Below are 24,327 nucleotides of genomic sequence, written 5' to 3'. Positions count from 1 at the left end.
ATCAAATTCTTAAAATATTAAACCCGGCTGAAAATTTTCGCCTAAACTCCTCGAGAGACCGGATGCTTAATAGGTTCTTAATAATATAGCTAGGCCGTTTATAAAATTTTCTATAAAACATTTTAATCAATTCGCCAAGTTCTTCTTGCGAAAGCTCTTTATCCCAGATTGGCGGAACAAAATTCTCTTGTGGGCTACGCGCAAACTCTTTCCATACATCTGTTTTAATCACACCTTCCTTAAGCGCCATCTGATATAAATCAGTTGCTGGAAATAAAGTAGTGATGCCAGCAAAAATATAATCCGCCTTCAAACTAGTAGCAAATTTTATCGTAGCCATAATATCTTCCCTGGTTTCCCGAGGTGAGCCAATCATAAAATAACCCAAAGTTCCGATACCGGCCCGCTTTGTCATTTTAAAAACATCATAAGCCATATCAAGTGTTATTCCTTTACGCAAAACATCTAATATTTTTTGAGTCCCTGCTTCCACACCATAGTGAATCCGCACACAGCCAGCTTCTTTCATTAAATTAAGTAATTCTTTATCAACTGTATCTACGCGAGCTCGCACGTCCCATTTAATCTTCACCTTATTATCTATTAACTGCTTACAAATATCAACCACACGCTGTCTATCAATCGTAAATGTATCATCATAAATAATAATTTCTTTAATACCCATATCCCTACAAAGTATCATCTCTTTTACTACATTGCCAGCGCTCCTAGCCCTAAAAATTCTGCCAAAATGGGGACGGTGACAAAATAAACAATTATATGGACAACCGCGGGAGGTTAACATACTGGTAATTGGCGACTCGCTTGAGAGCAAGCCTGTATATTTCTGATAAGCCGTTAACTCGCGCGCTGGAAAGGGTATTTCATCCAGATTAGTTATAAGCGGGCGCTTTCCAGTATTTATAATTTCACCTTGAGAATTCTTAAAAACAACGCCAGTCACTTGCCGTAGCTTGTCCTCATCGCTAATCGCATCTAACAGTTCAACAATAACATTCTCTCCCTCGCCAAGTATTAAAAAATCCACTTCAGGAAATGAAATGGTTTCTTCGGGGTAAATGTTTACATGAACCCCGCCTAAAATAACTTTTATTTTAGGATCAACTTCTTTCACCAGTCGCGCCACTTCCAAAACCTCAATAAGGGTAAAGGTGAGCGTATTCATGCCCACGACATCGGGTTTAATTTTCTTTACTGCTTCTCGAATACCATCATATGATAACTTATCAACTTGGCAATCAAAAAGCCTAACATTATGAGTTGATTTTTTTTTAATAACTGAAGCAATATAAAGCAAACCCAAAGGAGGAATCATGTGGCTTTCTTCGGCTAGGTTAACTTGGTCATTATCAGCGATACTGTCGCGCAAGGGTTCATTTATTAATAATATTTTCATAGCTTAACTATATAATGCTCTAATTCCATTGTCAATGTGTTGACGTAGCGCCGAATAAATCGTATACTATAAGAGATTTACAATTTATTTGCCGATTAAGTGCTACTCACCACTAATGCGTTTATGTTTCATTTTAAATCATAGCATAATATTATGAAAATTTGTATTTGCACAAATACTAGGCCCCATGAAGGAGGATTGGTTGTATACATGAACGTCCTTTCTTTAGGACTTAAAGATTTAGGGCATGATGTGGATATAATCAGTGCTTTCGGTATAAAAAAGATGGCCACCACAAAAAATAATTTTGTCACAACTATTACCCGCTTTTTAAAAAAATCATCACTGTTAACCATTATTGCCTATCAATTAAATAAATCTTTGTTGCTTTTTAATATTTACAAAGCTTTCATCAGTAAAAGATACGACATAGTTCATGCTATGGACTTTTCAGCGGCGAATGTCAGCTATCCCTTAACTCGGCTATTAAAAAAACCGCTGATTCTTTCTGCTCACGGCTTTATAGAATCATCAGAATATTTAAGCCGCGACAAAACCCTTAAAAAATATTTTTTAAAAAAAATAATAAAGGCCTACGGGCGAGCAACACTCATTACCTCGACCGCAAAATACATAGATGATGATCTTATCTCAAAAAATATCAATCCTAAAAAAATCGTTAGGATAAACAATTTTATAGATACCTCTGTCTTTCGTCCCAATTTAGAGCTCAAAAAAATAAATAGGGAAAAACTTTCTATTAATAAAGAAGATTTTGTTGTTCTGTGCGTTTCCAGAATGACTGAAAGAAAAGGAGTAATCTACCCCCTATTAGCATTATTAAAGATAATTAAAGGGAATCCGAGCACTCCTCTCAAACTTGTCTATGTTGGAGACGGTTCTCAAAAAGAAATTTTAGAAAACAAGATTAAAGAGAATAATCTAGAAAAAAAAGTTCTTTTTTTAGGAAGCATAGCCCACAAAAAATTACCTGAAATATATAATCTTGCCGATATCCTGGTGATACCGTCTATAACCTATCAAGGAAAAGGCGAACCTCAAGGAATTACTCCCCTGGAAGCCATGGCTTCTGGCTTGCCTGCCGTTGCTTTTGCTACTGGCGGCCTGCCAGAAATTATTAAAAATGGCTATAATGGATTTTTAGTTAAAGAAAAAGATATTGCCGACCTAGCTCAAGTTATTACTAAATTAATCCAAGACAAAAATCTTAAAATTGGAATAGAAAGCAATGCCTTGGATTATGTTACCTTGCATCATTCACAAAAAAAAATTATACCTAAAATTGCAAAATATTATAAATCTTTAATAGAAAAAAATGAACCCACATAAAAAATTGAAAAAAACTACTATTAAAAATCAACAAAATCCAGAATGGGAGATACTTAAATGGGACACTGATTTTTTCGGGTTTACTGTGGCAAAAATCATACCTAATAAACTAAACTTAAATTCACTGAAAAAAATCCTTACAAGTTTAAGGAAGAGTAGGGTTTCTTTAGTCTACTGGGCATCTGATAGTACTGATGAGGCTTCTCAAAAAGCGGCAGAAACCCTAAACGGATTTCTTGCAGATCGTAAAGTAATCTACATCATCAATCTAAAAAAAATACCCGTTAAACATTTACAATTAAATATCAAAGTCGAGGAACACAATAAAAACTTACCAAATACGGAACTAAAAAATCTTGCAATCCAAGCCGGTCTCTACTCAAGATATAATGTTGATCAGAAAATCAGCAAAAAAAAATTTGAGGCTCTGTATAAAATTTGGATAACCAATTCACTGAACAAAACCATAGCAGATGCTGTACTAGTTACCAAAAAAAAAGGCAAAATTGTTGGAATGATTACCTTAGGCAAAAAAAATAATAGAGGAGACATTGGTTTAATTGCTGTTAGCCCCAATGCGAGAGGAATGGGTTTAGGTACATCTTTAGTTAAGTCTGCTCAATCCTGGTTCATCTCTCATAAATATAAGTTTGGACAGGTCATTACTCAAGAAGCAAACACTGCAGCTTGCAGATTATATGAAAAATGTGGATACCGATTAGAAAAAAAAGAAAATTTTTATCATTTCTGGCTTTAGGATTTTAGTCTTTTTTATTTACTTTTATAAAAGGATTATTATGAAAAAAATAATTTTTGGCGCACCTTTTATTGGTGACGAGGAAATTAATGAGGTGGTTGACACTTTAAAATCAGGTTGGATAGGGACCGGCCCGAAGTGTTTTAGGTTTGAAAAAAACTTTGCGAAATATGTGGGAGCTAAATATGCATTGGCAGTAAACTCCTGCACTGCCGCTCTTCACCTTGGGCTGTTAGTTTCAAATATTGGTCCGGGAGATGAGGTAATCACCACTCCTCTAACATTTGCCGCCACAGTAAATGTCATTAAACATGTGGGCGCCAGACCAATCCTCGCGGATATTGAACTTAAGACATTAAATATCAATCCGAATTTAATTGAGGCTAAAATTACTCCAAAAACTAAAGCGATTATTCCGGTCCATTTCGGAGGACTGCCTTGCGATATGGATAAAATAAAAAAAATCGCTAAAAAATACAATTTAATAATTATTGAAGATGCGGCTCATGCAGTAGGTGCCAAATATAAAGGAAAAAAAATTGGTAGTTTTGGTAACCTGACATGCTTTAGCTTTTATGCAAACAAAAATATAACCACGGGTGAAGGTGGTATGATTACTACTAATGATGAAAAAATAGCGGAAAAGATTAAAATACTAAGATTGCATGGCTTAAGCACTGATGCTTGGAAAAGATATGAGAGTAAAAAATTAATCTTAAGTGAAATTATCTATCCCGGCTATAAATATAACATGACGGATATCCAAGCTTCTTTGGGCCTCCATCAACTTAATAAAATCAATAAATTCCTCAAAACAAGAGAGGCCTATGCCAAAATCTATGACAATGTATTTTCAAAACTAGACTATCTTAGGCTCCAATACCGACCTTCTGATATTCAAAAAAACCGCCACGCCTTGCATCTTTATGTGCTCATTCTAGATCTATCAAAATTTAAATTTGCAAGAAATAAGATTATTGAAAAGCTTAACACGCAAGGCATCGGTGCCGCAATTCATTATAAAGCTATTCATCTCCATCCATTCTATAAAAAAGATTTGAGCTATCACATTGGTGATTTTCCTGTAAGTGAGAAAGTCTCAAAGGCTACTATATCTTTGCCACTCACTCCTAAAATGTCTGGTTCGGATGCTCAATACGTAGCTCGAACAACAGAAAAAGTCCTTCAATCGTGCTTAAAATAAGTCTAAGTCTTGTTTATCACCAATATCATTGGATAATAGAGTTTGCTAATTTTGATGGTAGCAATAAAAAAACTGATGAAAAGTTTTACTAAAGGATTGGTTCTGGTCTTACTAAAAAAATTGGCAACCATTGGTAGTGGAATTTCCTTAGGGCTTGTCAGTTTCTCTTTGAAAATATCAACACTCATGTCTTCAATAGTAAAAGAGCCTATCCCCCTTAGTGTTTTTTTTATATAACCTGGGGTTATCTTAAGATTGACGTAATCTATTAACCGAGAATCCCTTCCTCGTAACTTTAAGTAAACTTTAAATAATCTCTTAGAAACAGGAAATAAATACGGCAACCAAAACACCCGATAATGACCCTCCCAGGGAAAAAGATAATTAGGCGCGATTAGTAAAAATTTGCCCCCCGGCTTTAAAACTCTTAGTGCTTCAAAGAGATACTTATTGGGATCCTTCGTGTGTTCTATCACTAATTGGCTAGTTACTATATCAAAACTGGCATCTTTGAAAGGCAGGCCGTTTTCTGAAATTTGAATTATATTCTGAATATTTTTTACCCTCATTTTGCAAATTTCCACTGCCTTTGCATCAACTTCGGCCCCAATCGCATTAAACCCTTCTTCTTCAAATGCCACAATTGAACCCCCAAGACCGCAACCATAATCTAAAATCTTTTTATTGCTGATTTTATCTATCCTTTTTAATAATCTAATCAAAATCTTACCCACATAGTTATCTATTATTGCTTGGACATGACGATCTTTTCCTCCTGCTCCGCATACTGCGGCGATACTACCAGATCCTTCAATATAAGAATCGCAGTAAGCTTCAATTTTTTTTGTCAATTCTTGATCTATTATCATTGTTTATTAGAACTTATAAAAAATCTCATGACATCTCTTCTTCTTTCTCGAATTATAACCCAATGCTTCTTTTATAGCAAACCTCCTAGAATATGAAAAAGATAACTACTAAAAAAATTCTTTTATTGCTCCTTGGTCTTATAATTTTTGGCTTCATACTTTATATTAACAAAGACTTCTCCTGGCGCTCATTGCTGGGAGTAAATATTACGTATCTTACTCTTTCTTTTTTTACTTCTCTTATTATGTGTGGCCTGTTCTCCTACCGCTGGGGGCTGATTGTTAACTATGTCCAAAAAGCAAAAGTCATGTCTTTTATCGAATATTTCTTTTACTACACACTTAGCTTTTTGATCGGCTCCTTTACTATTCATGAACCAGTCAGTTTTACCGCCAGGGTCGCCGCTCTGAAAGCTTCTAAAAAAATATCTCTCTTTAAAGCAACTAGCGCTACCCTAATTGAACGAATTTTTGATCTTATAAACCTTTTACTGGTAGTCGTACCATCTCTTCTCTTTTTTCTTAACATTATCAGCCTGGGCTTAGCACTGGCGCTTTCTTGTTTGGCTATTGCGTTACTTATCGTTTTTATCATTTTTATTAACAAAGATGTCAGTCATCTCCTTTTTATTCTTTACAAACTAGCTATAAGGGTTATAAAAAAAATCCCTTTCTTGCAAAAAAGGATTGATACTGCAAAACTACTTGATGAAACCCAAAGTATTGTTTTTACTAAGCCCTTCTCTATTAAACTGGTTCTTATTTCATTTGTGAAATTTCTTTCTCGAGGTTTACTCTTTTATCTTCTTTTTAAAACTTTTAATATCAACATTCCTCTCGGTGTTGTCATCATGAGTATTCCTATCACCCAGCTCGCCTTATTTATATCTTTTACTCCTGGTGGAATTGGTATTTTTGAGGCTGGCTGGTTTGTTATTCTTAAAGTAATTGCTATTGCTCCTGAAGATATTAGTACATTCCTCGTCGGCCAAAGAGTCGTTATGTTGCTATTTATTCCACTAATGACATTGATAATATATGCTGTTATAATGTTAAAAAAGAAACCATGCTCCCCGGTCTCATTGCCAGACTCCTAGTCCTAAACTATTCACTTGTGTCTTTCTGGTTCTACAGTCCTTCTCTATCCAACAATTTTTTAAAAATTTAATCTTATATTTGGCTAAAATGATACCTGACCTTATATATCGTTTAATTAGAAAAAAATTTAATCCAAAATTATTTTATTTCTTGAAAAAAAAAATAGCTAAACCAAAAAGTGCCAAGTCTTTTGTAGCTATTGCTGAACAATATGTTAATGCCTTGTCCGTCCCGAACAAAACTGTTATTGAAGTTGGGGCTGGTAATCAACTCTATACGGCTTTGTACCTCATCTATTCTGGTGCCAAAAAAGTTATTGTCATAGAACCCTGCATTGACAAAAATGCAACCAAGCAACTCACGCAGTATGCAGTTGAGATTGAAAAATTATTCCCTGATAAAATTGTTAAGGAAGAACTTTTTGGAAAAATAAAAATCTATAAAAAAGGTGCTGATGAAAAAAATTTGTTATCTGACTACAATGGGAAAATTGATACCATATTCTCACATACAACACTTGAACATATACCAGACTTAAACCAAATTTTTAAAAATTTTAATCAATGGCTAAAAAATAGTGGTACTATGTACCATGTCGTAGATTTTGTTGACCATCTGTATTACCCATTCAGCTCTCTGCCACTTCTAAAATTCTTATTCAATAATAAATTTCGTCATCTGCAATACTCCCCAAAAACATGGAAAAGAGTGAACGATCAAAAAACTTGCTTTATGAATCGAAAGCTCCTGCCACATTACAGGAAGTTAGCCCAAAAATACGATTTTGAAATAAAAAGCATCAAAAGCCAGGCAGCTCAAATTAAGGTTAAAATTCATGATGATATTTTAATGGGTTTAGAAAATATAAATCCTCGCGATTTGAATGCTGCTAAGATAGAAATAGTGTTTAGAAAGAAATAACGATTTTTTGATATTATCTACTAATTTCGCGAAAAAAGTGTCACTAATTTTTTCGCTAAAAGGTATTCATAAGGGAAACGAAAAAACCTTAGTTTCCAACGAATTTTACATATAACAGCAAACAAAAATTTAAAAATGCGGGGAGCGCTAACACCTAATGCCATGGCTTGTCGGAAAGAATTTGAACCAAAGCGGGCATATGCATCAATTGCTTCAATAACTGCAGGATTTTTAACCCAAGGATAATTTTTCATATTTAAATAATTAAGCTCCTCATTAATTACTTTTTTCCATTCGTTAAGGCTTTTCGGCGACTTCCAGCCCAAATTAATACACTCATTATATAATTCTGAGCCCGGATATAACCGAAATGGCTGGGGTCCCATAATTTCTGCCTGGGGATTATCTTTTTTGATTCGATCGATAAGATTTAACGTAGCAATCACATCATCCCAAGTCTCACCAGGTAAACCCACCATAAAACCATAATAAGGACTGATTCCATGTTCAGCTAATTTTTGATTGGCATAAATTGTCTGTTCGGCTGTTAAATCTTTTTTAATAAGAGCAAGTACTCTATTTGAACCCGACTCGGCGCCAATGCCCATCCGCCGTAAACCGGCTCTTTTTAATAAGGTTAAAAGTTCATCATCAACAAACCCTTCACGAATATAATCAGCCCGACAAGGAGCCTCCCATTCTACTAAAAGCGACTCTGAAATAATCGCCTTACATATCTCTTTGACACGTTCTTTATTGACAAAAAAATTTTCTTCAAATGAAAACGAAGCATATTTACCTCTAAGATAGGGGGATTTTTTAACCAATCGCAAATTCTCAATAATTTTGGGCAACGACATGCTTCGCCATTTGTTTTTGGTAATGGTGTTTATGCAAAAGGCGCATCGGTGGGGGCAACCACGACTCATTGCCAACGGAACAAGCGACATTTTTTCAAGTATCTCTTGAGGCAATAAATTCCAATTATACACCGGCAGCTCGTTAAGATCAAACAGCTCGCCTGGGGGGTTAGTAATACATTTAGTATCATGTTTATATCCCAAACCTTTAATTTCTGCCATGGAAACGCCGCGTATGAGCTTAAGTAATGGCACTTCACCTTCTCCATAAACAACAAAATCAATCAATGGTTCGGCAACTGTTTCTCGGGGGAATAACGTTGGATGAATACCACCCCAAATAATTTTGACATTTGGGTTATTTTTTTTTATTTCTCTGGTTACTTTTAAAGCATTTGGAATTTGAGTCGTCATGACCGATAAACCAACATATTCAGCATCTGCTAACTCCCTACCCAAGCTATCCCAAAATGTCCGCTGCCGCGCCTGATCAAGAATTTTTGTATCCAAACCATGAGCGTCAAGATAGCTTGCAATTGACATAATACCCATGTTCAAAGATTCATCATAGGTATTTCTTGGTAAATTAAATTGTGGGTTTATTAGTACAATACGAGCCATGGCTTTTTTATCTACCGAAGTTACGCAGTATTAAAAATTTTGCTAATATTAACACCTCGAATAATTTTATTATTGACTAATTTTAGCCAAAAATAATCAAAGTGCGTAACCTCTTTTATTTAATACGTCGAATACAATGTACATTCTTCGGGTACATATGAAGTAATATTTCCAACTCGAGCATTTTTCATAATCTCATCTGAAAAAGCTGGACTATAGCCAACAATCTTAGTTACCCCAAAATAATCAAAACCATCTTGCAATTTATTCTGTTTGATTAATTCTTGGATTGTCTCCGGCGCGAAATAAACAAAACTTTTATTAGTATAATAATTAAAAATAATTGGCGCGACTTCAGAAAAACTAACGGCAACAACATCGCTATCGCTCATTTCATCCCGATGTTCTTTCAAAATGTCAATAACCTCTTTAAGCTGGCTACTTTCTGAATTACTATACATCTCGTGAAACGACCATTTGTTTGCTTCTGTCAAGTGTAAAACGACCACGGTCATAATCAGCACAAAAAGAATATTTACGGTCTTGGTTGGAATTTTTTGTTTTTCAATGAACTGAAAAAATAACAGAAAACCGCCAGTCATTAAAAGAATTACCGGAAAACGAACTTCCAAAAAATGATCGTGGTTTGAGGTTCCAATTAATATGTGAATGCCGAAACATGATATCAACCAAATTAAAGCCAACCAAAAAAGATTTTTTTTAATTTTAAATAGGTAATAAAAACCCAGTCCGGCTAAAAAAACCATTACAACGCCGCCAAAAGTAATCAATCTAAAAGTATATATTAAATAGTAACGAGCAGAGCTAATTCTAAACCATAACTGCTGTTTTAAGCTTAAATGTTGGCCATAAGCTCTAAGGTAGCCGATCATATCGGCATTATTGGACGCCCCGACTTGTTGAAAATACTTTTCTTTCTCAAAATGAAAAGTATAAGGGTCTCTAAATAAATGCCCGTCAAAATTTACGGCTCCAACCGGCGCACCGCTATGGCTGCTAAATAAAAAATTAAAACCAAAAAGCCCTAAAAATACCAGGCTAAACGGGATGGTAAAAATAAAAAAACGGCGGAGCGAACGATTTTGGATTAACTCGTATGACGCGAGGGGAATAACGGAAAACAAAAACGGAGTTCTGCATAATGCCGCCACCCCTAAAAGCAAACCGGAAATTACCAATAAATGTGGCTTTGCTTTCTCTTGATAAAAATATGCAAATAGCGCCAAAATGAAAAAAAACATTGCCAGATCATAAGAACCGGCAACGTTTGACCAGACAATAATAATTGGGCATAAAATGTCAATAATGCTAAAAATTATTGCCGCTCGATAATTGAAAATTTTTAGAATCAAGAAAAAAAGCAAAACATTGCCAAGCGCGTAAAGAGCCATGCTAATATACAGCGGATAGGTTTGGCCAAAACCAAAGAGTTTAAAAATCCAGCCGTAGATAACCGGCGTGTACTCGTGAGCGATATTTTTTGGCGTTGCTCCTTCTTGCCCAATGCGGTGGCTGGATAAAACTACATTCTTCTCGCTTTCAACCGCAAACTTTCCACTTTCCGCCAGATTGCGCGCGGCAACTAAATGATAATAACTTAATTTATGTGAGTACCTCTTATAAACCACCGGCGCTGACCGCACTGCCACTGCCAATAAAAAAATAATCAGGGCAGTGATGATTATTTTTCTTTTGTATGAGATATTCATGAAAGTAAATTATAATTTAATCCCAACCTACAAAAATACAATCCTAATCTATCAATACTCAATGTCATTCTTAGCGCTAATTAAATTTACCTCGCTCACGCCTTCAATCGCATTGAGTTCTTTAAGAAGGTTGTCCCTGTCGTCTTCGCTAAAAAATTTAACATTAAAAGTCATTTCCAAAATCTTGCCATGTTCCTTTGCCGAGACATTCAAAAGATTGCTTGTTTTCAGATACTTGCTAAAAATTGGTTTTGTGGCCCCATCAGCGACCTTATCGCTATCGCTCATAAAAGTTAGAATGTAATCATATTTCCTGATTGAGCCAAAATTTATACGGGACAAAATTAATATGATAAAAGAAATAATTATCACGCCAATTATGGCAATATGATAATTATTAGTTCCAATCGCCATTCCGATAGCTACCGCAAAAAACACAAAAGCCGTATCCTTGGTGTCTTTAACTGCCGTTCTAAAACGAATTAAAGAAAATGCGCCCAGGGCTCCAAAGGCCCGAGCTACACTGCTGCCAATTACCATCATCACTACACAAATTAATACCCCCAAAAGCACCAAAGTAAACACAAATGATTGGGAATATGATAATCCTTTGTGGGTCTTTCTATAAACCAGGGCGATAATAAACGTCAATAAAAAAGTGAGTGTGATGTTAACAATAATTGTTCCAACGGATAAAGTTGTTGCTCCTCCCGATCCAAACAAGTTGTCTAGCATAATTTTTTATTATTAAAAGTTATACACCCAAATAGTTTCCGCTGTCCCTTCCGCTTCCATCGTCAATCTGCGGCATACAAGCCCTTACCGCATTACAATATTTTGAAAAAGCGACCCGCTCCAGTTGATATTTTTGGATAATCTCGTGCAGCCAAAAAGGCAGGATATTATTATATTTTATCTCTAAAATTAAACTGCCTGGCAAAACCTCTTTCCAGGCAAAATTATTACAATTAAACCAGTTTGTTAATTTTGCGCGGATGTCATAATCAAATGTCACCCGAACATTCCTGTCTGTCTTGGCTACTAACGGTTTCCTCCTATATGCTACCATAATTCTGGGCATCATGCAATTATAATTCTTAGTCCATAAAAATTCTTTTAAAACCATCATGTCATCGTCGCTGATTTGCCCAACATAGCTATTCAATTTATTATTCACTAAAATCCTCCTCGCATCTTTAGCTGGCAAATGCACTCTGTCCTTTATTATCAAAGCGTTATTTTTTCTCTTTATTTCTACAAAAATGTTCGTATCATCTTTAACTTCGCTCTCATAAACTCGTAAACGAAATTTTTTCCTAAACTTCTCGCCCGACTCCTTCTCAAAATAACAGCCATAACCGCTATTGTCAAAATAAAGACTATTTACCAAGTAAGATTTATCTCCCCTTCCCGAAACAAAAGGATCCCAGCTCATATATTTTAATAGGGCTGGAATTATCTTCTCGGCCGTTGGCTTATGCATTGGATATTTAAATTCAAATCTTTGGAAATGAAGAGTGGGTTTCATGTTTCATTAAAAAACATTAAAGCATTGAAGTTATGAAATTATAAAAATAGAGGGATACCTGCTATGAAAATAACAAGAATACAAGAATATAAAAATAACTATTCGTCGTTATTCTTGTATTTTCATAATTGCTTTAATGTCACACATTAGCTTATTTTAACTGGTTTGTCAACTTCGTTGCTTGTTCACCGGTAAAAACATTAGTGATATCAAAAGTCAAAGAGGCCGCGAGTGGCGCGCCAACAACAAAAAAAGTGTATCTGGTCGGTAAAATTTCTGCTTTGGAAGCTGTAAAATCACGATAATCATCCGGGTAGTTCCTTTCGGCAAAAAGAATTTTTGAAAATTGAACGCGATAACTATTATCCTCAAATTCAAATTTATCAATATATTCGTCAGCAGAATCCAGATTACCATTGTAATTACTGTCAAAATATAAGGCTAAATCTTGAAAATCCCGGCTTGCATCACTTTTAAATGACACTCCCCTAAAATCTAAACCGGCATAATTCGTTGTTATGACATCAAAACGTGTCGTCCCTTCTATAGCACCCGTCCCAATAAGCACCTCGGCTCGAGCAAACCGTTCTTTAGCAACCTCAAATTGTGCTTCTAAGGTATCTCTCCAGTATCTAACCTCTTTATCAAACTGGTAACTGCTTACCTGCTTCTTGCGGTCTTTATAAAAGGATGTCTTAACTTCGTTGTATAATTCGTCATAATGGGCCAAATCATCCTTCAAATTAGCCGCGTCCGATACATAGCTCCACAGTAATTCGTTCTTCTCGTGTAAAAATTGAGGATTTTTAAAAATGCGGGCAAGCAAAAGATTGGAGGCATAGTCAGGTGGAGCCCCGCCGCCTTCTATGTCCCAAGGGATAATACTAAATTTACCCAAAGTGTTATCAAAATATAACCTGCTATTTCCAAACCCATTATGATCACTGCCAGAAAGTTCCGTCAGGACTTGCCAAGCATACATACTTCTAAGGTCCACGAGCTCCCCAATCCTCAAATAGAATTCTTCTGTTTCTGTATTTTTGAGAAAGTCGAGAAGTTTATCCATTTCCGCATAATTATCAAACTGCGAAACCTTGTCCTCGCTGTACTTCTGCCACCGGCCCGTATCATTTGTATCTTCCCATTGAGGCCTTCCCCGCACATAACCGCCGTAAGTATTGACATCAGCCGGCCGCTTGCTAACCTCTAATGATTCACTGTAGTCATGATCTACCAGCCAATATGGGCCATGAAAACTGCCATTAACTTCAAGGTCAACGAACTGGTCCCGCAAAGACGGCAATCCCAGCTTTCCGGCTCGGTAGTTATTCAAATTTTCCAGAACAAATCCCCGGTCCCGGGGCACAATCAAATCAAAATTGTTAAAACCCATTATGTGCTCGCCACCTTTCAGTCGAATCCTCCAGGACTTTTTGGGGAACTTCCAGTGGATATCTCCGTCCCCGCGATAACGGATATCAACTTGATATTTTTGACCGTTATAAACAAGAGTCGCCGGCACAAATTCTTTATTTTCATCAAAGAGAAAATCCGCCGCAATCGCGGCCCGGGCCATCTCATCTAATTTTTTTTCGGAATCTTTCTCAACAGTAAGCTTGAAGGTAGGCAATTTCCGCTTTTCAAAAGAATGATGAAGATAAAAAATATCTAAAACCTTATTTATGCCTCTGGCATCTATAAACGCAATCAGTCGGGCAAAAACGGGCTGGCTCCGCAAATCCTTGGCCTCTATAACAAAAACCGCCGCCGCAATCATAAACAACACCACGAGCGGCGCTAATATAAATTTTGTTAATCTGAAAAAATATCTAAATCGCAAACGCATACTAATATATTCCCATAAATAATTCTTTGGGCAAAATCTCTAAATATTGTTTTAAATAATCCAAATTAATCCTCATCTGGCTATTTTGAGTTTTAAAATCATCAGCAAATTTTGGATCTAAATTCAGGTTGCCATTACCCTCGTAACCGCCCTCAACGTCAGTTTGGTTAATGCTGATTGTGGACTTATTGTCAAACGTAATTTGCTCATCGTTTGCCCAGATTACAGAGTTGTAAACTTTTCCATGTCCGCCTCCAAAGATTGCCTTCTTTTGGTATGAATTTATGCCAATCTCATTGCCAATAATAGTACAATTAATCACTTGCGGTTCGGAAAGGTCTTTTATCTCAATGCCAATTTTATTGTCTTTCATCAAATTATTAATAATAATCGCTTTTGAATCTTCGCCAATGCTAATTCCTTTATCGCCCGATCCCTCAATATAATTATTCAAAATAAATGGCTGATGACTTGAGAGATCCAAACCATCATTGCCATTGCCAATAAAACGATTATTTTCCACGCGAGAATTACTAAAGTCCAAATCTAGACCATCAGCGCTATTGCGGTGAAAAAAACTATTGGATATAGTAGAACTAGAATTTTTGATGTTTAAACCGTCATCAGCTTGGGCATACTGGAAAGTAGAGTTGTCAATCGCAGTTTTGGCAAAATAACTAGAAACCATGCCGGAAAAATAGATTCCGTTAATATAATCATCGCTTCCGTGTTCAAATATAGCATAATTAATAATACTGCCGTCCGCTCCGGATGTCAAACCAAGGACGCCCCAAGGCCTGTTTTTATCTTGAGCCGTAAAAATAATAGGATTATTCTTAGTACCGGAAATATTAACCGGACTATAAGAGACCATGGAGGTAGAAGAAGCAAAGTTCAAAATCGTCCCGACTTGAATTGTCAAGCTTGTATTCTTGGGTATTATTATGTCTTTGTTAATTTGATAAATTCCAGTTTGTAAAACTATCCCCTCTTCGTTCAACTTAAAAATCGGATTATCCAAAATAAATTGCTCTCTATTTTTAAAAATATCTTCAAAATTAGCAAAAGTGGCCAGGTCAATAAAGCGCTTAGTCAAATCGGCCTCTTTGCCGGTTAAAGAATTCTCTATTTTAAATTTAAAATTTTCTGGCACAAATTTAGGTACTTGCGAAACTATGAAAAGACGGTATGGCGTAATAATGATGTTAACGGGATTAAAAAAGTTCTCTTGATAAAACTTATCCTGTTTAAATTTCTTATAATCATCATAATCCCGCCTGGCAAAAATTTCTTTATTCAAATCAATTTCGTGCCATTTATTATCTCTTTTAAAATTCCCGACTAACTGATCCTTATCGTCCCAAATCCCATTATTATTGGTATCATCATATAATTTAAAACTTCCCGGCTCATCCCATCTAAAAGAAATTTTTTTTATGTTTAAACTATTAAAATTTTGAGTTAAAAAATTTAAGTCCGCCACTACTCTTCGACTACTGTTAAAATCAGTGTCAATCCTCGCTTCCACCGAAACCTTGGCTTCGGAAAGTTTATTTTTTATGTTCTCAACCTGTTCAATCAACAATTTTCTTCGGTTGCTAACTTGTCTGTCAAAAAATAAATTACTATAAAGTTTTAAATGATCTTTATGAAAGGAAATTTTAACTTTACCAAAAAGCTCATCGTAATATTTCAAGTCATCCTCTAAATTTTCTTCATTTTTTACATAATCCCATAAATAATTATTTCTCTCTTGTAAAAACCTTGGATTGCTTAAAATCCGGTCTATAATCGGGCTTACATAAGCATCATAAAGCTCTGGCCTTTCTACCTGGCTGATATCCCAAGGAATAAAATTGAACTTGCCCTGCGTATTGTCAAAATACATTCGAATGTTATTAGAATATTTCTGACCATCGCCACCGACTAATAAAGTAATCGTGTTCCATTTATAGAAACTGTCCAAATCAACCAGTTCGGAAATTTTTTCATAAAATTCTTCGTCTGGAATTTCTAACAAGTACAATAACTGCTCAACTTCCGCAAAATTATCAAAAAGCGCCATCTCGTCTGAAGTATATTTTGTCCATCTGTCAGTACTGGCAAAGATATTTTTTTGTTCATAACGTTCAACATTCTCGCCATAAAGGTTTATATCTGATGCCACTTTATTTTTCTCTAGGAATGTTTTATCCCAGGTCTCCAGAAGCCAATATGCTCCTTGATATTTTCCATTAATTTCTAAATCAACAAATTCGCTGTGCGGCACTGCTAAGCCTAATTTTTTGGATCGGTAATAGCTTAGCTGTTCTGTGACCAAAGACCGGTCCCCGCCTATAATCAAGTTAAAACTTTCCATACCGTTAATCAAACCCTTGTCTTCCATTGTTTTATTTGTTAACTCCACGCGCCAAGACTTTTTAGGATATGCCCAATGAACCTGCGAATCTCCCCGATATCTTACCTTTACTTCAAAATCCTCTCCATTATATTTTAAGATCGCTGGTACTGAATTCTTTTTATACTCCTCGCTCAAAGTTATTTCACTAATATCGGGCAAATTTTCATTAAGGACTTTTAAATTTTCTTCTTCTATAATTATCTCGTATTTAGGTAATTTTGTTTCCTGAAAATAAGAATAAAAATAAAGAACATCCAGAAGATTGTAAGACTCAGCCAGCCAAGACAACTTCGGAACCTTGGCCTTTATTACGTCATTAAAATCCTTATACTCGGCCACAAAAATTGTCAGAAAGATAACAGCTATCAAACCTAAAATGAAAAAAACCAAAATAAGTTTTTTAAAAAACCTGTTTTGGGTTCCGGGAATATATTTAAATATTCTAAACAGTTTAGGCATTCTTTTTAAGTAATCTTTTGTATAATTTTAGCTAATTATCCGCTAAAAGTCAAATTTCAACCGCAAAGCTTTTTTAGATACAAAATTAATCTTGAAGGCCTACTTAAAAATAATCTCAACAACCTAAGCCACTCCCTGGGGTTTATTAATCTTCGGACTAAATTTAATCTCGCTAACCGTGTCTTCAATTCTCTGTCAGACTCCTTTAAATCTTCAGGAGAAAACTCGGGGGTCTTGATTAAGGGCTTACCTCTTGGTTGAGTTGCCAAAGCTAAATTTTCAGCCGTCACCTCTTCTATTAGATATCCATTACTGACAACTATCTTATGTAGTTCGGTTCCGATTAACGGAGTAGCTGTCATCAAATTCGGTCTTACGTTAAATTTTTTATAAAGCAAAAAAGCAAAATCAATTGTTTTCTGAATTTTCTCTTTAGTTTCTCCGGGAAAACCAATCACGAAAAAAGAATTAAGTTCAATCTTTAATTCCTTGCACCATCGGGCAACTTGAACAACTTTCTCTAATCTTAAATTTTTTTTAATAATATTATCCAAGGTATCCTGATCTCCGGACTCGGTCCCGATTACTAACTCCGTACAGCCCGATTTTTTCATTTTTTTAAGCAAATCCTTATTTAGAGTATCTGCCCGAACTCCGTTTGGAGTATCCCAGGTAATATTAATCTTTTTTTCTAATAAATAATCAAAGATCTTCTCGCATCTCTTGAAGTTTGATGTAAAATTATCATCTTCAAACGATATGTGCTCCACCCCGTATTTATTAACCACCCGCTCAATATGAGAAATTACATAATCAGCCGAATGAGCGCGCCAAATTTTTCCCATATGCAAATGAATTGAACAAAAAACACAATTAAACGGACAGCCCCGACTCGTAATCATTGAGATTGACCTTTTTTGTTGGCCCGGCCGAGCGTAAAGACCTTCTCTCAAAAAGTCAAAGTATCTTTCCATATCAATCAAATGATAAGCTGGGAATGGCAAACTATCCAAATCATTTATAAGCTTCGGATTATTCGCAATCACCACTGATTCTCCGCTGTCATTAATAGAGCGATAAATCAATCCATCAATCGCATTAAAAGGTTGGTTATTTTCTATTGTTTCTAGCAGTGTCGGCATTACCAATTCGCCCTCGCCAATCATAGCGGCGTCAATATTTTTGTTTTCTTTTAAAAATTCTTGGCCCAAAACTGCAAAATGAGGTCCGCCGATAACCACAAAAATATTGGGATCAACTTCTTTAATTAGTCTAGCCGCCTCGCAAGAATTCCCAACCTGAGCCGTAAACGGACTAGTAATCCCTACCACATCCGGTTTTTCCCTGACAATAACCTCTTTAAAAAAATCATCACCCACCCCGTGATAAATATGGTCTGAATGCTCTGTAATTTTAGTGGAAGCAGAAATAAGAGTGTCAAATATTTTTACCGGAATGGAATTTTTCTCTAAAACACTGGCAATATACATCAAACCCAAAGGCAATCCTAACCTCACTCCCTTTGAACCTTTATAATAGGTGCGAGCCGGATTAACCAGCAAAACTTTCATAATGCTATAAATTAAATGTGAGGCGTGTTAAACTTAGACAAAGCCTAATTGAGGAACAAGCGCCTTAATCTGCGGTTAGCTTAAAATCAAACATTATACTAACCTAATCTTTTACCAGCAATAGAATTGATCTTTCCGGCGCGAAGAAAAACCAATGATGCCGCCACCTGAAATCAATCCACTTGCCAAACAACCGGCCCAGTTTATATTTTATACCGCCGCCGGCATTATTGTCAAGAACAACATATTTTGACATCCAAGCGGCGTTTTTTATAATAACTTTCTTTTTTCGGTTCAGCCAGGGCATATTCGCTGTTTCAAAATCATAATTTGCCCAGGCCTTGAGGTTCTTGGGCGGGTGCCAACCAGACAGAATACTCTTCTCATACAACTCGGTGCCATGATATGGCGTATAAATGCGCCAAGGCGGAATGCGCACGCGCCGGTCCTCCTGCTTCATTTTGTAAATCAAATCAATCGTCTCGTACAACTGCCCAATGGACTCGCCGGGAAAACCACACATAAAATAATATTTTGAATTGATGCCGGCTTTGCCCAACCGCCTCACTGCGGAGAACACCTGTTCGTTCGTTATATCCTTATGAATTTCTTTTTGGATCTCTGGCGAGCCAGATTCTACTCCGAAGGACAAAGTTTTGAAGCCAGCGCGAAACAGCAATTTTAAAAAATCATCATCCATATTTTCTAAATAATTTACCCGCGAGCTGGAAAATATTTCTATTTGCCAACCTTTTTCAATGATTTTTAGGCAGATTTCACGCACGCGGTTCAAATCAACAAAAAATTCGTCATCTTCAATTTCAAAAGCGTTGATATTATACCTGTCTATCCAATGTCCAAGCTCGATTATTACCTTCTCGGCTGACTTGCCTCGCCAGCGCCGTTTGTTAAATTTCAGGTTGTAGCAAAACGCACAACGATGCGGACAACCGCGGCTGGTATAAATAGCCACATTTCGGCCAGGATTTCCCGAAGCGAATGATTTTTTGGTAACATATTTCTCAACTTCAACTAAATTATAAGGAATCGACGGCAGAGCATTTAGGTCAATAAAATCCTTTTGCTCGTTGATGTATATTTCACTATCTTTTTTATATCCGAGGCCATCCACATCTGAATAATTGGCATCACTATTTTTCAATTTCTCTAACAAGCGCTCAAACACCTGCTCGCCTTCACCAATAATTACAAAATCAATATAATGATTCTCAAGAGTTTGTCTTGGCAATAAAGAGGGGTGGACCCCGCCCCAAACCACCTTAGCATTGCTGTTTTCTTTAATGAACTTAGAAGCTTCCAAACCGTAGAGTATTTGTTTGCCTGTTAGCACAGAAAAACCAACCAATAGAACGCCGCCGTTAAGAGCAGATGCCAACTTTTCTTGCCAGTCATCCTCTAACCGCTGGTCAATGATTTTAACCTCATAACCATGCTCAACTAAAGGGGCCGCAACCATAAGCAAGCTCATCGGGAGATGAGCCGTTGAATTGGGCCCGGTCTTTGGGAAAAATAAAATCGCATCCGTCATGAGGTTAATTCTTTAAATAAATTTAAATATTTTTGCGCCGAGTATTCTAAAAGAAATTTCTCTTGCACAATCTTTCTGCCGCATTCGCCCATCTCCTTGGCCTTGTCAGCATCGGTTAGCAGCGCTTTAAGCCGCTTGGTGAATATATTAACATCAAAAGGATTAACTATATAACCCGATTGGTTATCAATTACAATCTCCTTGCCGCCGCCAAAACATGAGGTGATGGCTGGCTTTTCAGAAGCCATTGCCTCAATGTTTACCATACCAAAAGTATCAAAACAAATGGAGGGCGTCACTACCAGATCGGCCGCATGATATGCCGCAATTAAATCTTTGCCGTTCAGCCAGCCGGTGAGAATTATTTTAACGCCCGACTCCGCGGCCCGCTTAACCAAAGATTCGCTGTATTCATCTTTTTTCGCAAGCAACAGTAAAACAACATCCGTCAAATTTTGACCAACCCGCCTCATCGCAGCTAAAAGCTGATTACAACCCTTTGTTTCATTCAACCTACCAGCGCAAAGTACTATCTTCTTCCCGCTCAAAGAAAAAAGTTTTTTAAAATTTTCAATTTCCTGATCATCAATCTTAAAATTATCCGCATCAACACCGTTATGAATTGTGTCTGATACTTTGATACCATTGGCTTCCACTAATTTTTTTAACTCCTGACTGACTGTTATGACTTTATCAGGATAGGTATTTAAAAAACGTCTGACAAATAAATTGCGCAAAGGAAAATATCTTAATTTTTGGCACCACCAACATTTTAAGGATTTGACTTTATAATTAATATTAGGCGAATTATCCAAATCCTTAATGTCATAAAAACAAGTGAACTTTTTATAGCAAATTGATAGGCAATCATGCAAAGTAATAACCAATGGTATGTCCATTTCTTTTACTATCTTCAAGCTGTAATACGACAAATGTTTATGAACAACATGGGCATGGACAATATCTGGTTTTTCTTTGGCCAAAATTTTCCTGACCCTGGCAACTACCCACGGATTATACAAACTGACATACGGCTGCCAACGATTATGGTAATTAGAATAAATCCGGTGGACCTTCACTCCGCGGTCCAGAGAATTTCCTTGTGATTCCTTCTTGCGAGTAGTTGTGATAACTCCCACTTCATTACCTTGTTTTTGATATTCCCAGGCCAAATTTAAACAAACGATTTCCGCACCGCCCTTGTCTTCTGGGGGAAGTTTATCCATTAATATTAGTATCTTCATAAAATAATTTTTTTACAAGCTCGCCGTTAGTAACATATTCAACATCGTCTCTTCCGGAAACATACTTCAAAAACGCCTCAACCTCTTGCCAAAATCCATATTTCTCAATCTCCCAACCATGACCCCAAAAATGGAGCGTGCCTCCATGTTTATTGATGTAATCAAATGAGTTTCTGGACAACCGTTTCCACGATAAAAATGAGATAGGCAGCAGGTATTTTGTTAGGTCCCTATGCCACCAAAGAGGGCCAAATAAATACCGACCCCAAAGAAAAGAGTTTTTATCTTTCTTGCGCAAAGGAAACGGATAAAATTGCAAAGTGACAGCGAGCTCAAAACTGTTCGGAGAGCTAAACGGCCCTCGCTTAACAGTCCGGGCGCCGAGATAACCCGCTTCTTTGAGAAGCTCAATAATATCTGCATTGTAAGGACCATTGGGGTAGCTCATCACGCCCACTTTTTTGCCTGTCAATTCTTCCAAATATTTCTTAGAATCAAATATTTCTTTTCTTTGTTGTGCGGGTGACAGCTCGGTCAATGTCTGATGATGAAGCGTGTGCCCGCCAATTTCCTGGGTTCTGGCGATAAGTTTCACATCGGCATCAGTCAATGTCCGTAAACGAAAATTCTTGGGAACATAAAAAGTTCCTTTTAAGTTGTATCTGTTTAGCAGCTCCAACAATCTCAAATCTTCTCTGCTACCGTCATCAAAACTAAAAGTAATATTTTTTACTAAATCGTCAGCCATAAATTAAAGGGAGCTATTTTTTAACCGCCTTGATTAAATAACCGCCCGCTAAAAATCTGCTAGAAACCCTTCTGCTCCACCGTTCAAACCTTTGATTAAAAATTATGACTTTATCAGCCCCAATTATTTTATTTAAAATTTTATCTATGAACGGCGGGATAATAAAAAAATGAAAAAAATGAAAATCTTTCTTAATTAAGCCATACTTTCCGCAAAGTTCATCCAATTTCTTGTAACTAAAATAATGATAAGCAAAATTTCCACTGTCTTGTTCCTTTTTGGGTTTTTTAATCTTCTTATAAATACAGGAATTAAGCGGAACGGTGATAAAAACTTCGCCTCCGCTTTTGGCAATTCTGGAAATTTTTTCAATCACCAACTCTGGCGAATCTACGTACTCTATGAATCCCAAGGCGATTACGCAATCAAAAAAATCGTTAGGATATTCTTTTTCCAAAAAGTCAGCGCAATCAAAAAATAAACTCGGTTCAACTCTGGGCTCTTTTTCCGGAATTATCGCCTTAACCGCCCCAGTTTTCACAGAATCACCAGCGATTCTGTCTTTTAATCTTTCAACCATAATCTGGGTTTCTGCTGGAATCTTTTTGCGCGCCTCCTCTACCATTTTTGAAGAAATATCTATTCCCCAAACCCGAAATCCCAGAAGATAAAAATCATAAGCAATATTGCCAACGCCGCAACCAATGTCTAAAACATTACCGCTTTTAGTTGTCAGCATTTCAAACAGATACTGGCGACGAATAACAGCTTGAGGATAACCCTGATGATTCAACACTTTATCGCCATAATACTTTTCTAAATAGTCTTTGGCGCAATCATCAAACCGTTTAATAATTTCTTGATTACTCATAAATTTAAAACCTTGCACATTATCTTGAAAAAAATATTTCCGAGATTCGTTAAAATAATTTTAATTTATCTTTGATTGTTTTTAAAAAGCATAACTAATTTCTGAAAATACTCCCGCTTAATATAACGGATGAGCAATTTTCTCTTTAATGTCTCGTCTCGGTAAAGATAATTAAAAAAACTAGCGCCAAAAAGTATGCCCTTGCCCTGCGTGCCTTGGCCTTCTCTGGGTATATAATGATCCACCAATCCGGCGATGAGGCGGGTTCGCTTTGCTATAACCGGATAATCCAAAACTGGAAACTTGTCGCCAGAGAAAAAAATATCTTTTCTAAAACGGTCGGCAAGCAAACCGCCCTCTAAACAAAAATAAGCAGTAAGATTTACCGAGGCAAGATATGGTTGAACGGTGATCCATAAGGGTATCTCCTCCTTTTTGCCCGGCATTTTAAATTTTTTATACATCTTAAGCGAGGCCTCAAGCGCTTCCTTGGGAGTCAGTTCTAAATCGGTAAAAAGTTTATTATAAGCAAAAGAGGTAAAAAATACATTATTGTTTGAATTCTTAACTCTGTTTTTTGAAGAACCAACAATCTCATCTAATTTAACATAGCTTACCTTATCTTTAATCGCATCAGCAAAGGAAAAAGGAGCAGTAAAACTAATTCTTGCCGCCTCCTCCACCAAGTAGAGAATCTCTGGGAGCATTTCTTTAATATCGGTTTTAAACCAATTCTTAATAATTTTAGCAAGCCGCGCCTCCAGATCTGTTTCAATTTTTTGTTCGCAATATTCATTGGCTTTCTGTACAACTCGCTTAGCAAGATTCAGCAACGCTAAGATATGCCGCAAAGGAAGACTTTTGTTGTGAAAACACGTAGCCAAATCAACCATCTGTTCATTTTGTTCATACAAAAACATCAAATTTAAAATTCTCTCCTCTTCATCGCTTAAATTTATTTTTTAAAAATTCGCTTCTCCCTTGCTGTATATTGCCGGCAATTTTTCTGGATTGTTATAAGTAATCCAAGGAGCCATATACAAAAGATCCTCAAGATGCTTGTCGGAAATCACTAAAAACTTATGCTTCATCAAATACTGGGTCTTCGGGCTCAACTTGACTGAAGGGGGGATGCACATGCTCGGCGACTCCTGCTCAAACACCACAAAAAAATCAATATCAGAAATCCCTGGATATCTTGGCTTGCCCCATTCCAAAATTGTTTTCACGCCAGAAACCGGTCCGACTTTTTCGGCAATCTCCTTTCTAGCGTCATCATAATC

The 24,327-nt window shown here is 36.5% G+C and carries 20 protein-coding genes; 5 read left to right on the top strand and 15 right to left on the bottom strand.

The window, feature by feature from the left end; translation table 11 throughout:
• Position 1: 1 nt before the first annotated feature.
• Complete coding sequence (locus tag KKD20_03060) at positions 2-1,417, bottom strand: B12-binding domain-containing radical SAM protein (protein ID MBU4332074.1); 1,416 nt, start codon at positions 1,415-1,417, stop codon at positions 2-4.
• A gap of 153 nt (positions 1,418-1,570) precedes the next feature.
• Here KKD20_03060 and KKD20_03055 point away from each other — a divergent pair, with 153 nt between their 5' ends.
• From KKD20_03055 to KKD20_03045, 3 genes are read left to right on the top strand one after another with little or no spacing between them, the layout of a single operon-like run.
• Complete coding sequence (locus KKD20_03055; protein ID MBU4332073.1) at positions 1,571-2,767, top strand: glycosyltransferase family 4 protein; 1,197 nt, start codon at positions 1,571-1,573, stop codon at positions 2,765-2,767.
• On the top strand, positions 2,754-3,524 hold the full coding sequence (locus tag KKD20_03050) for a GNAT family N-acetyltransferase (GenBank protein ID MBU4332072.1): 771 nt from the start codon (positions 2,754-2,756) through the stop codon (positions 3,522-3,524). The genes KKD20_03055 and KKD20_03050 overlap by 14 nt, the downstream gene beginning before the upstream one ends.
• A 40-nt stretch (positions 3,525-3,564) precedes the next feature.
• Positions 3,565-4,728 (top strand): DegT/DnrJ/EryC1/StrS family aminotransferase, encoded by a 1,164-nt coding sequence (locus KKD20_03045; GenBank protein ID MBU4332071.1) that lies wholly within the window; start codon positions 3,565-3,567, stop codon positions 4,726-4,728.
• A gap of 2 nt (positions 4,729-4,730) precedes the next feature.
• On the opposite strand, the gene KKD20_03040 is transcribed toward KKD20_03045, so the two are convergent.
• Positions 4,731-5,597, bottom strand: coding sequence for a class I SAM-dependent methyltransferase (locus KKD20_03040; protein ID MBU4332070.1), 867 nt, complete (start codon positions 5,595-5,597; stop codon positions 4,731-4,733).
• 92 nt (positions 5,598-5,689) lie between these two features.
• On the opposite strand from KKD20_03040, the gene KKD20_03035 reads away from it, so the two are divergent.
• On the top strand, positions 5,690-6,694 hold the full coding sequence (locus KKD20_03035; protein ID MBU4332069.1) for a flippase-like domain-containing protein: 1,005 nt from the start codon (positions 5,690-5,692) through the stop codon (positions 6,692-6,694).
• A gap of 151 nt (positions 6,695-6,845) precedes the next feature.
• Positions 6,846-7,616 (top strand): class I SAM-dependent methyltransferase, encoded by a 771-nt coding sequence (locus tag KKD20_03030; protein ID MBU4332068.1) that lies wholly within the window; start codon positions 6,846-6,848, stop codon positions 7,614-7,616.
• 20 nt (positions 7,617-7,636) lie between these two features.
• Here KKD20_03030 and KKD20_03025 read toward each other — a convergent pair whose 3' ends face one another.
• The 13 genes from KKD20_03025 to KKD20_02965 form a co-directional block, all read right to left on the bottom strand.
• Positions 7,637-9,019, bottom strand: coding sequence for a B12-binding domain-containing radical SAM protein (locus KKD20_03025; GenBank protein ID MBU4332067.1), 1,383 nt, complete (start codon positions 9,017-9,019; stop codon positions 7,637-7,639).
• A 197-nt stretch (positions 9,020-9,216) separates the two neighbouring features.
• Positions 9,217-10,827: a glycosyltransferase family 39 protein gene (locus tag KKD20_03020; GenBank protein ID MBU4332066.1), complete on the bottom strand. Its 1,611-nt coding sequence runs from the start codon at positions 10,825-10,827 to the stop codon at positions 9,217-9,219.
• A gap of 51 nt (positions 10,828-10,878) precedes the next feature.
• A complete protein-coding gene (locus tag KKD20_03015; protein ID MBU4332065.1) occupies positions 10,879-11,562 on the bottom strand; it encodes a DUF4956 domain-containing protein in 684 nt (227 codons plus the stop codon).
• Between the two features lie 19 nt (positions 11,563-11,581).
• Entirely contained in the window at positions 11,582-12,355 is a 774-nt protein-coding gene (locus KKD20_03010; protein ID MBU4332064.1) for a polyphosphate polymerase domain-containing protein, read from the bottom strand.
• A 151-nt stretch (positions 12,356-12,506) separates the two neighbouring features.
• Positions 12,507-14,201, bottom strand: a complete 1,695-nt coding sequence (locus KKD20_03005; GenBank protein MBU4332063.1) for a CotH kinase family protein — start codon at positions 14,199-14,201, stop codon at positions 12,507-12,509.
• Between the two features lies 1 nt (position 14,202).
• Positions 14,203-17,061: a CotH kinase family protein gene (locus tag KKD20_03000; GenBank protein ID MBU4332062.1), complete on the bottom strand. Its 2,859-nt coding sequence runs from the start codon at positions 17,059-17,061 to the stop codon at positions 14,203-14,205.
• A gap of 56 nt (positions 17,062-17,117) precedes the next feature.
• A complete protein-coding gene (locus KKD20_02995; protein ID MBU4332061.1) occupies positions 17,118-18,632 on the bottom strand; it encodes a B12-binding domain-containing radical SAM protein in 1,515 nt (504 codons plus the stop codon).
• Between the two features lie 103 nt (positions 18,633-18,735).
• Positions 18,736-20,181, bottom strand: a complete 1,446-nt coding sequence (locus KKD20_02990; protein MBU4332060.1) for a B12-binding domain-containing radical SAM protein — start codon at positions 20,179-20,181, stop codon at positions 18,736-18,738.
• Positions 20,178-21,425, bottom strand: coding sequence for a glycosyltransferase family 4 protein (locus KKD20_02985; GenBank protein MBU4332059.1), 1,248 nt, complete (start codon positions 21,423-21,425; stop codon positions 20,178-20,180). Before KKD20_02985 ends, KKD20_02990 begins: the two co-directional genes overlap by 4 nt.
• Complete coding sequence (locus KKD20_02980; GenBank protein ID MBU4332058.1) at positions 21,400-22,173, bottom strand: polysaccharide deacetylase family protein; 774 nt, start codon at positions 22,171-22,173, stop codon at positions 21,400-21,402. The genes KKD20_02985 and KKD20_02980 overlap by 26 nt, the downstream gene beginning before the upstream one ends.
• Positions 22,174-22,186: 13 nt before the next feature.
• Complete coding sequence (locus tag KKD20_02975) at positions 22,187-23,044, bottom strand: class I SAM-dependent methyltransferase (protein MBU4332057.1); 858 nt, start codon at positions 23,042-23,044, stop codon at positions 22,187-22,189.
• A gap of 65 nt (positions 23,045-23,109) precedes the next feature.
• Positions 23,110-23,958: a hypothetical protein gene (locus KKD20_02970; GenBank protein MBU4332056.1), complete on the bottom strand. Its 849-nt coding sequence runs from the start codon at positions 23,956-23,958 to the stop codon at positions 23,110-23,112.
• Between the two features lie 48 nt (positions 23,959-24,006).
• Positions 24,007-24,327 (bottom strand): hypothetical protein (locus KKD20_02965; protein ID MBU4332055.1); only part of this gene is annotated, 321 nt, incomplete at its 5' end.

It is taken from the genome of Patescibacteria group bacterium (genome assembly GCA_018896645.1).
In the GTDB taxonomy this organism is placed as follows: domain Bacteria; phylum Patescibacteriota; class Patescibacteriia; order UBA2591; family JABMQE01; genus JAHIMF01.
This window is presented reverse-complemented; position numbering and strand designations above follow the sequence as displayed.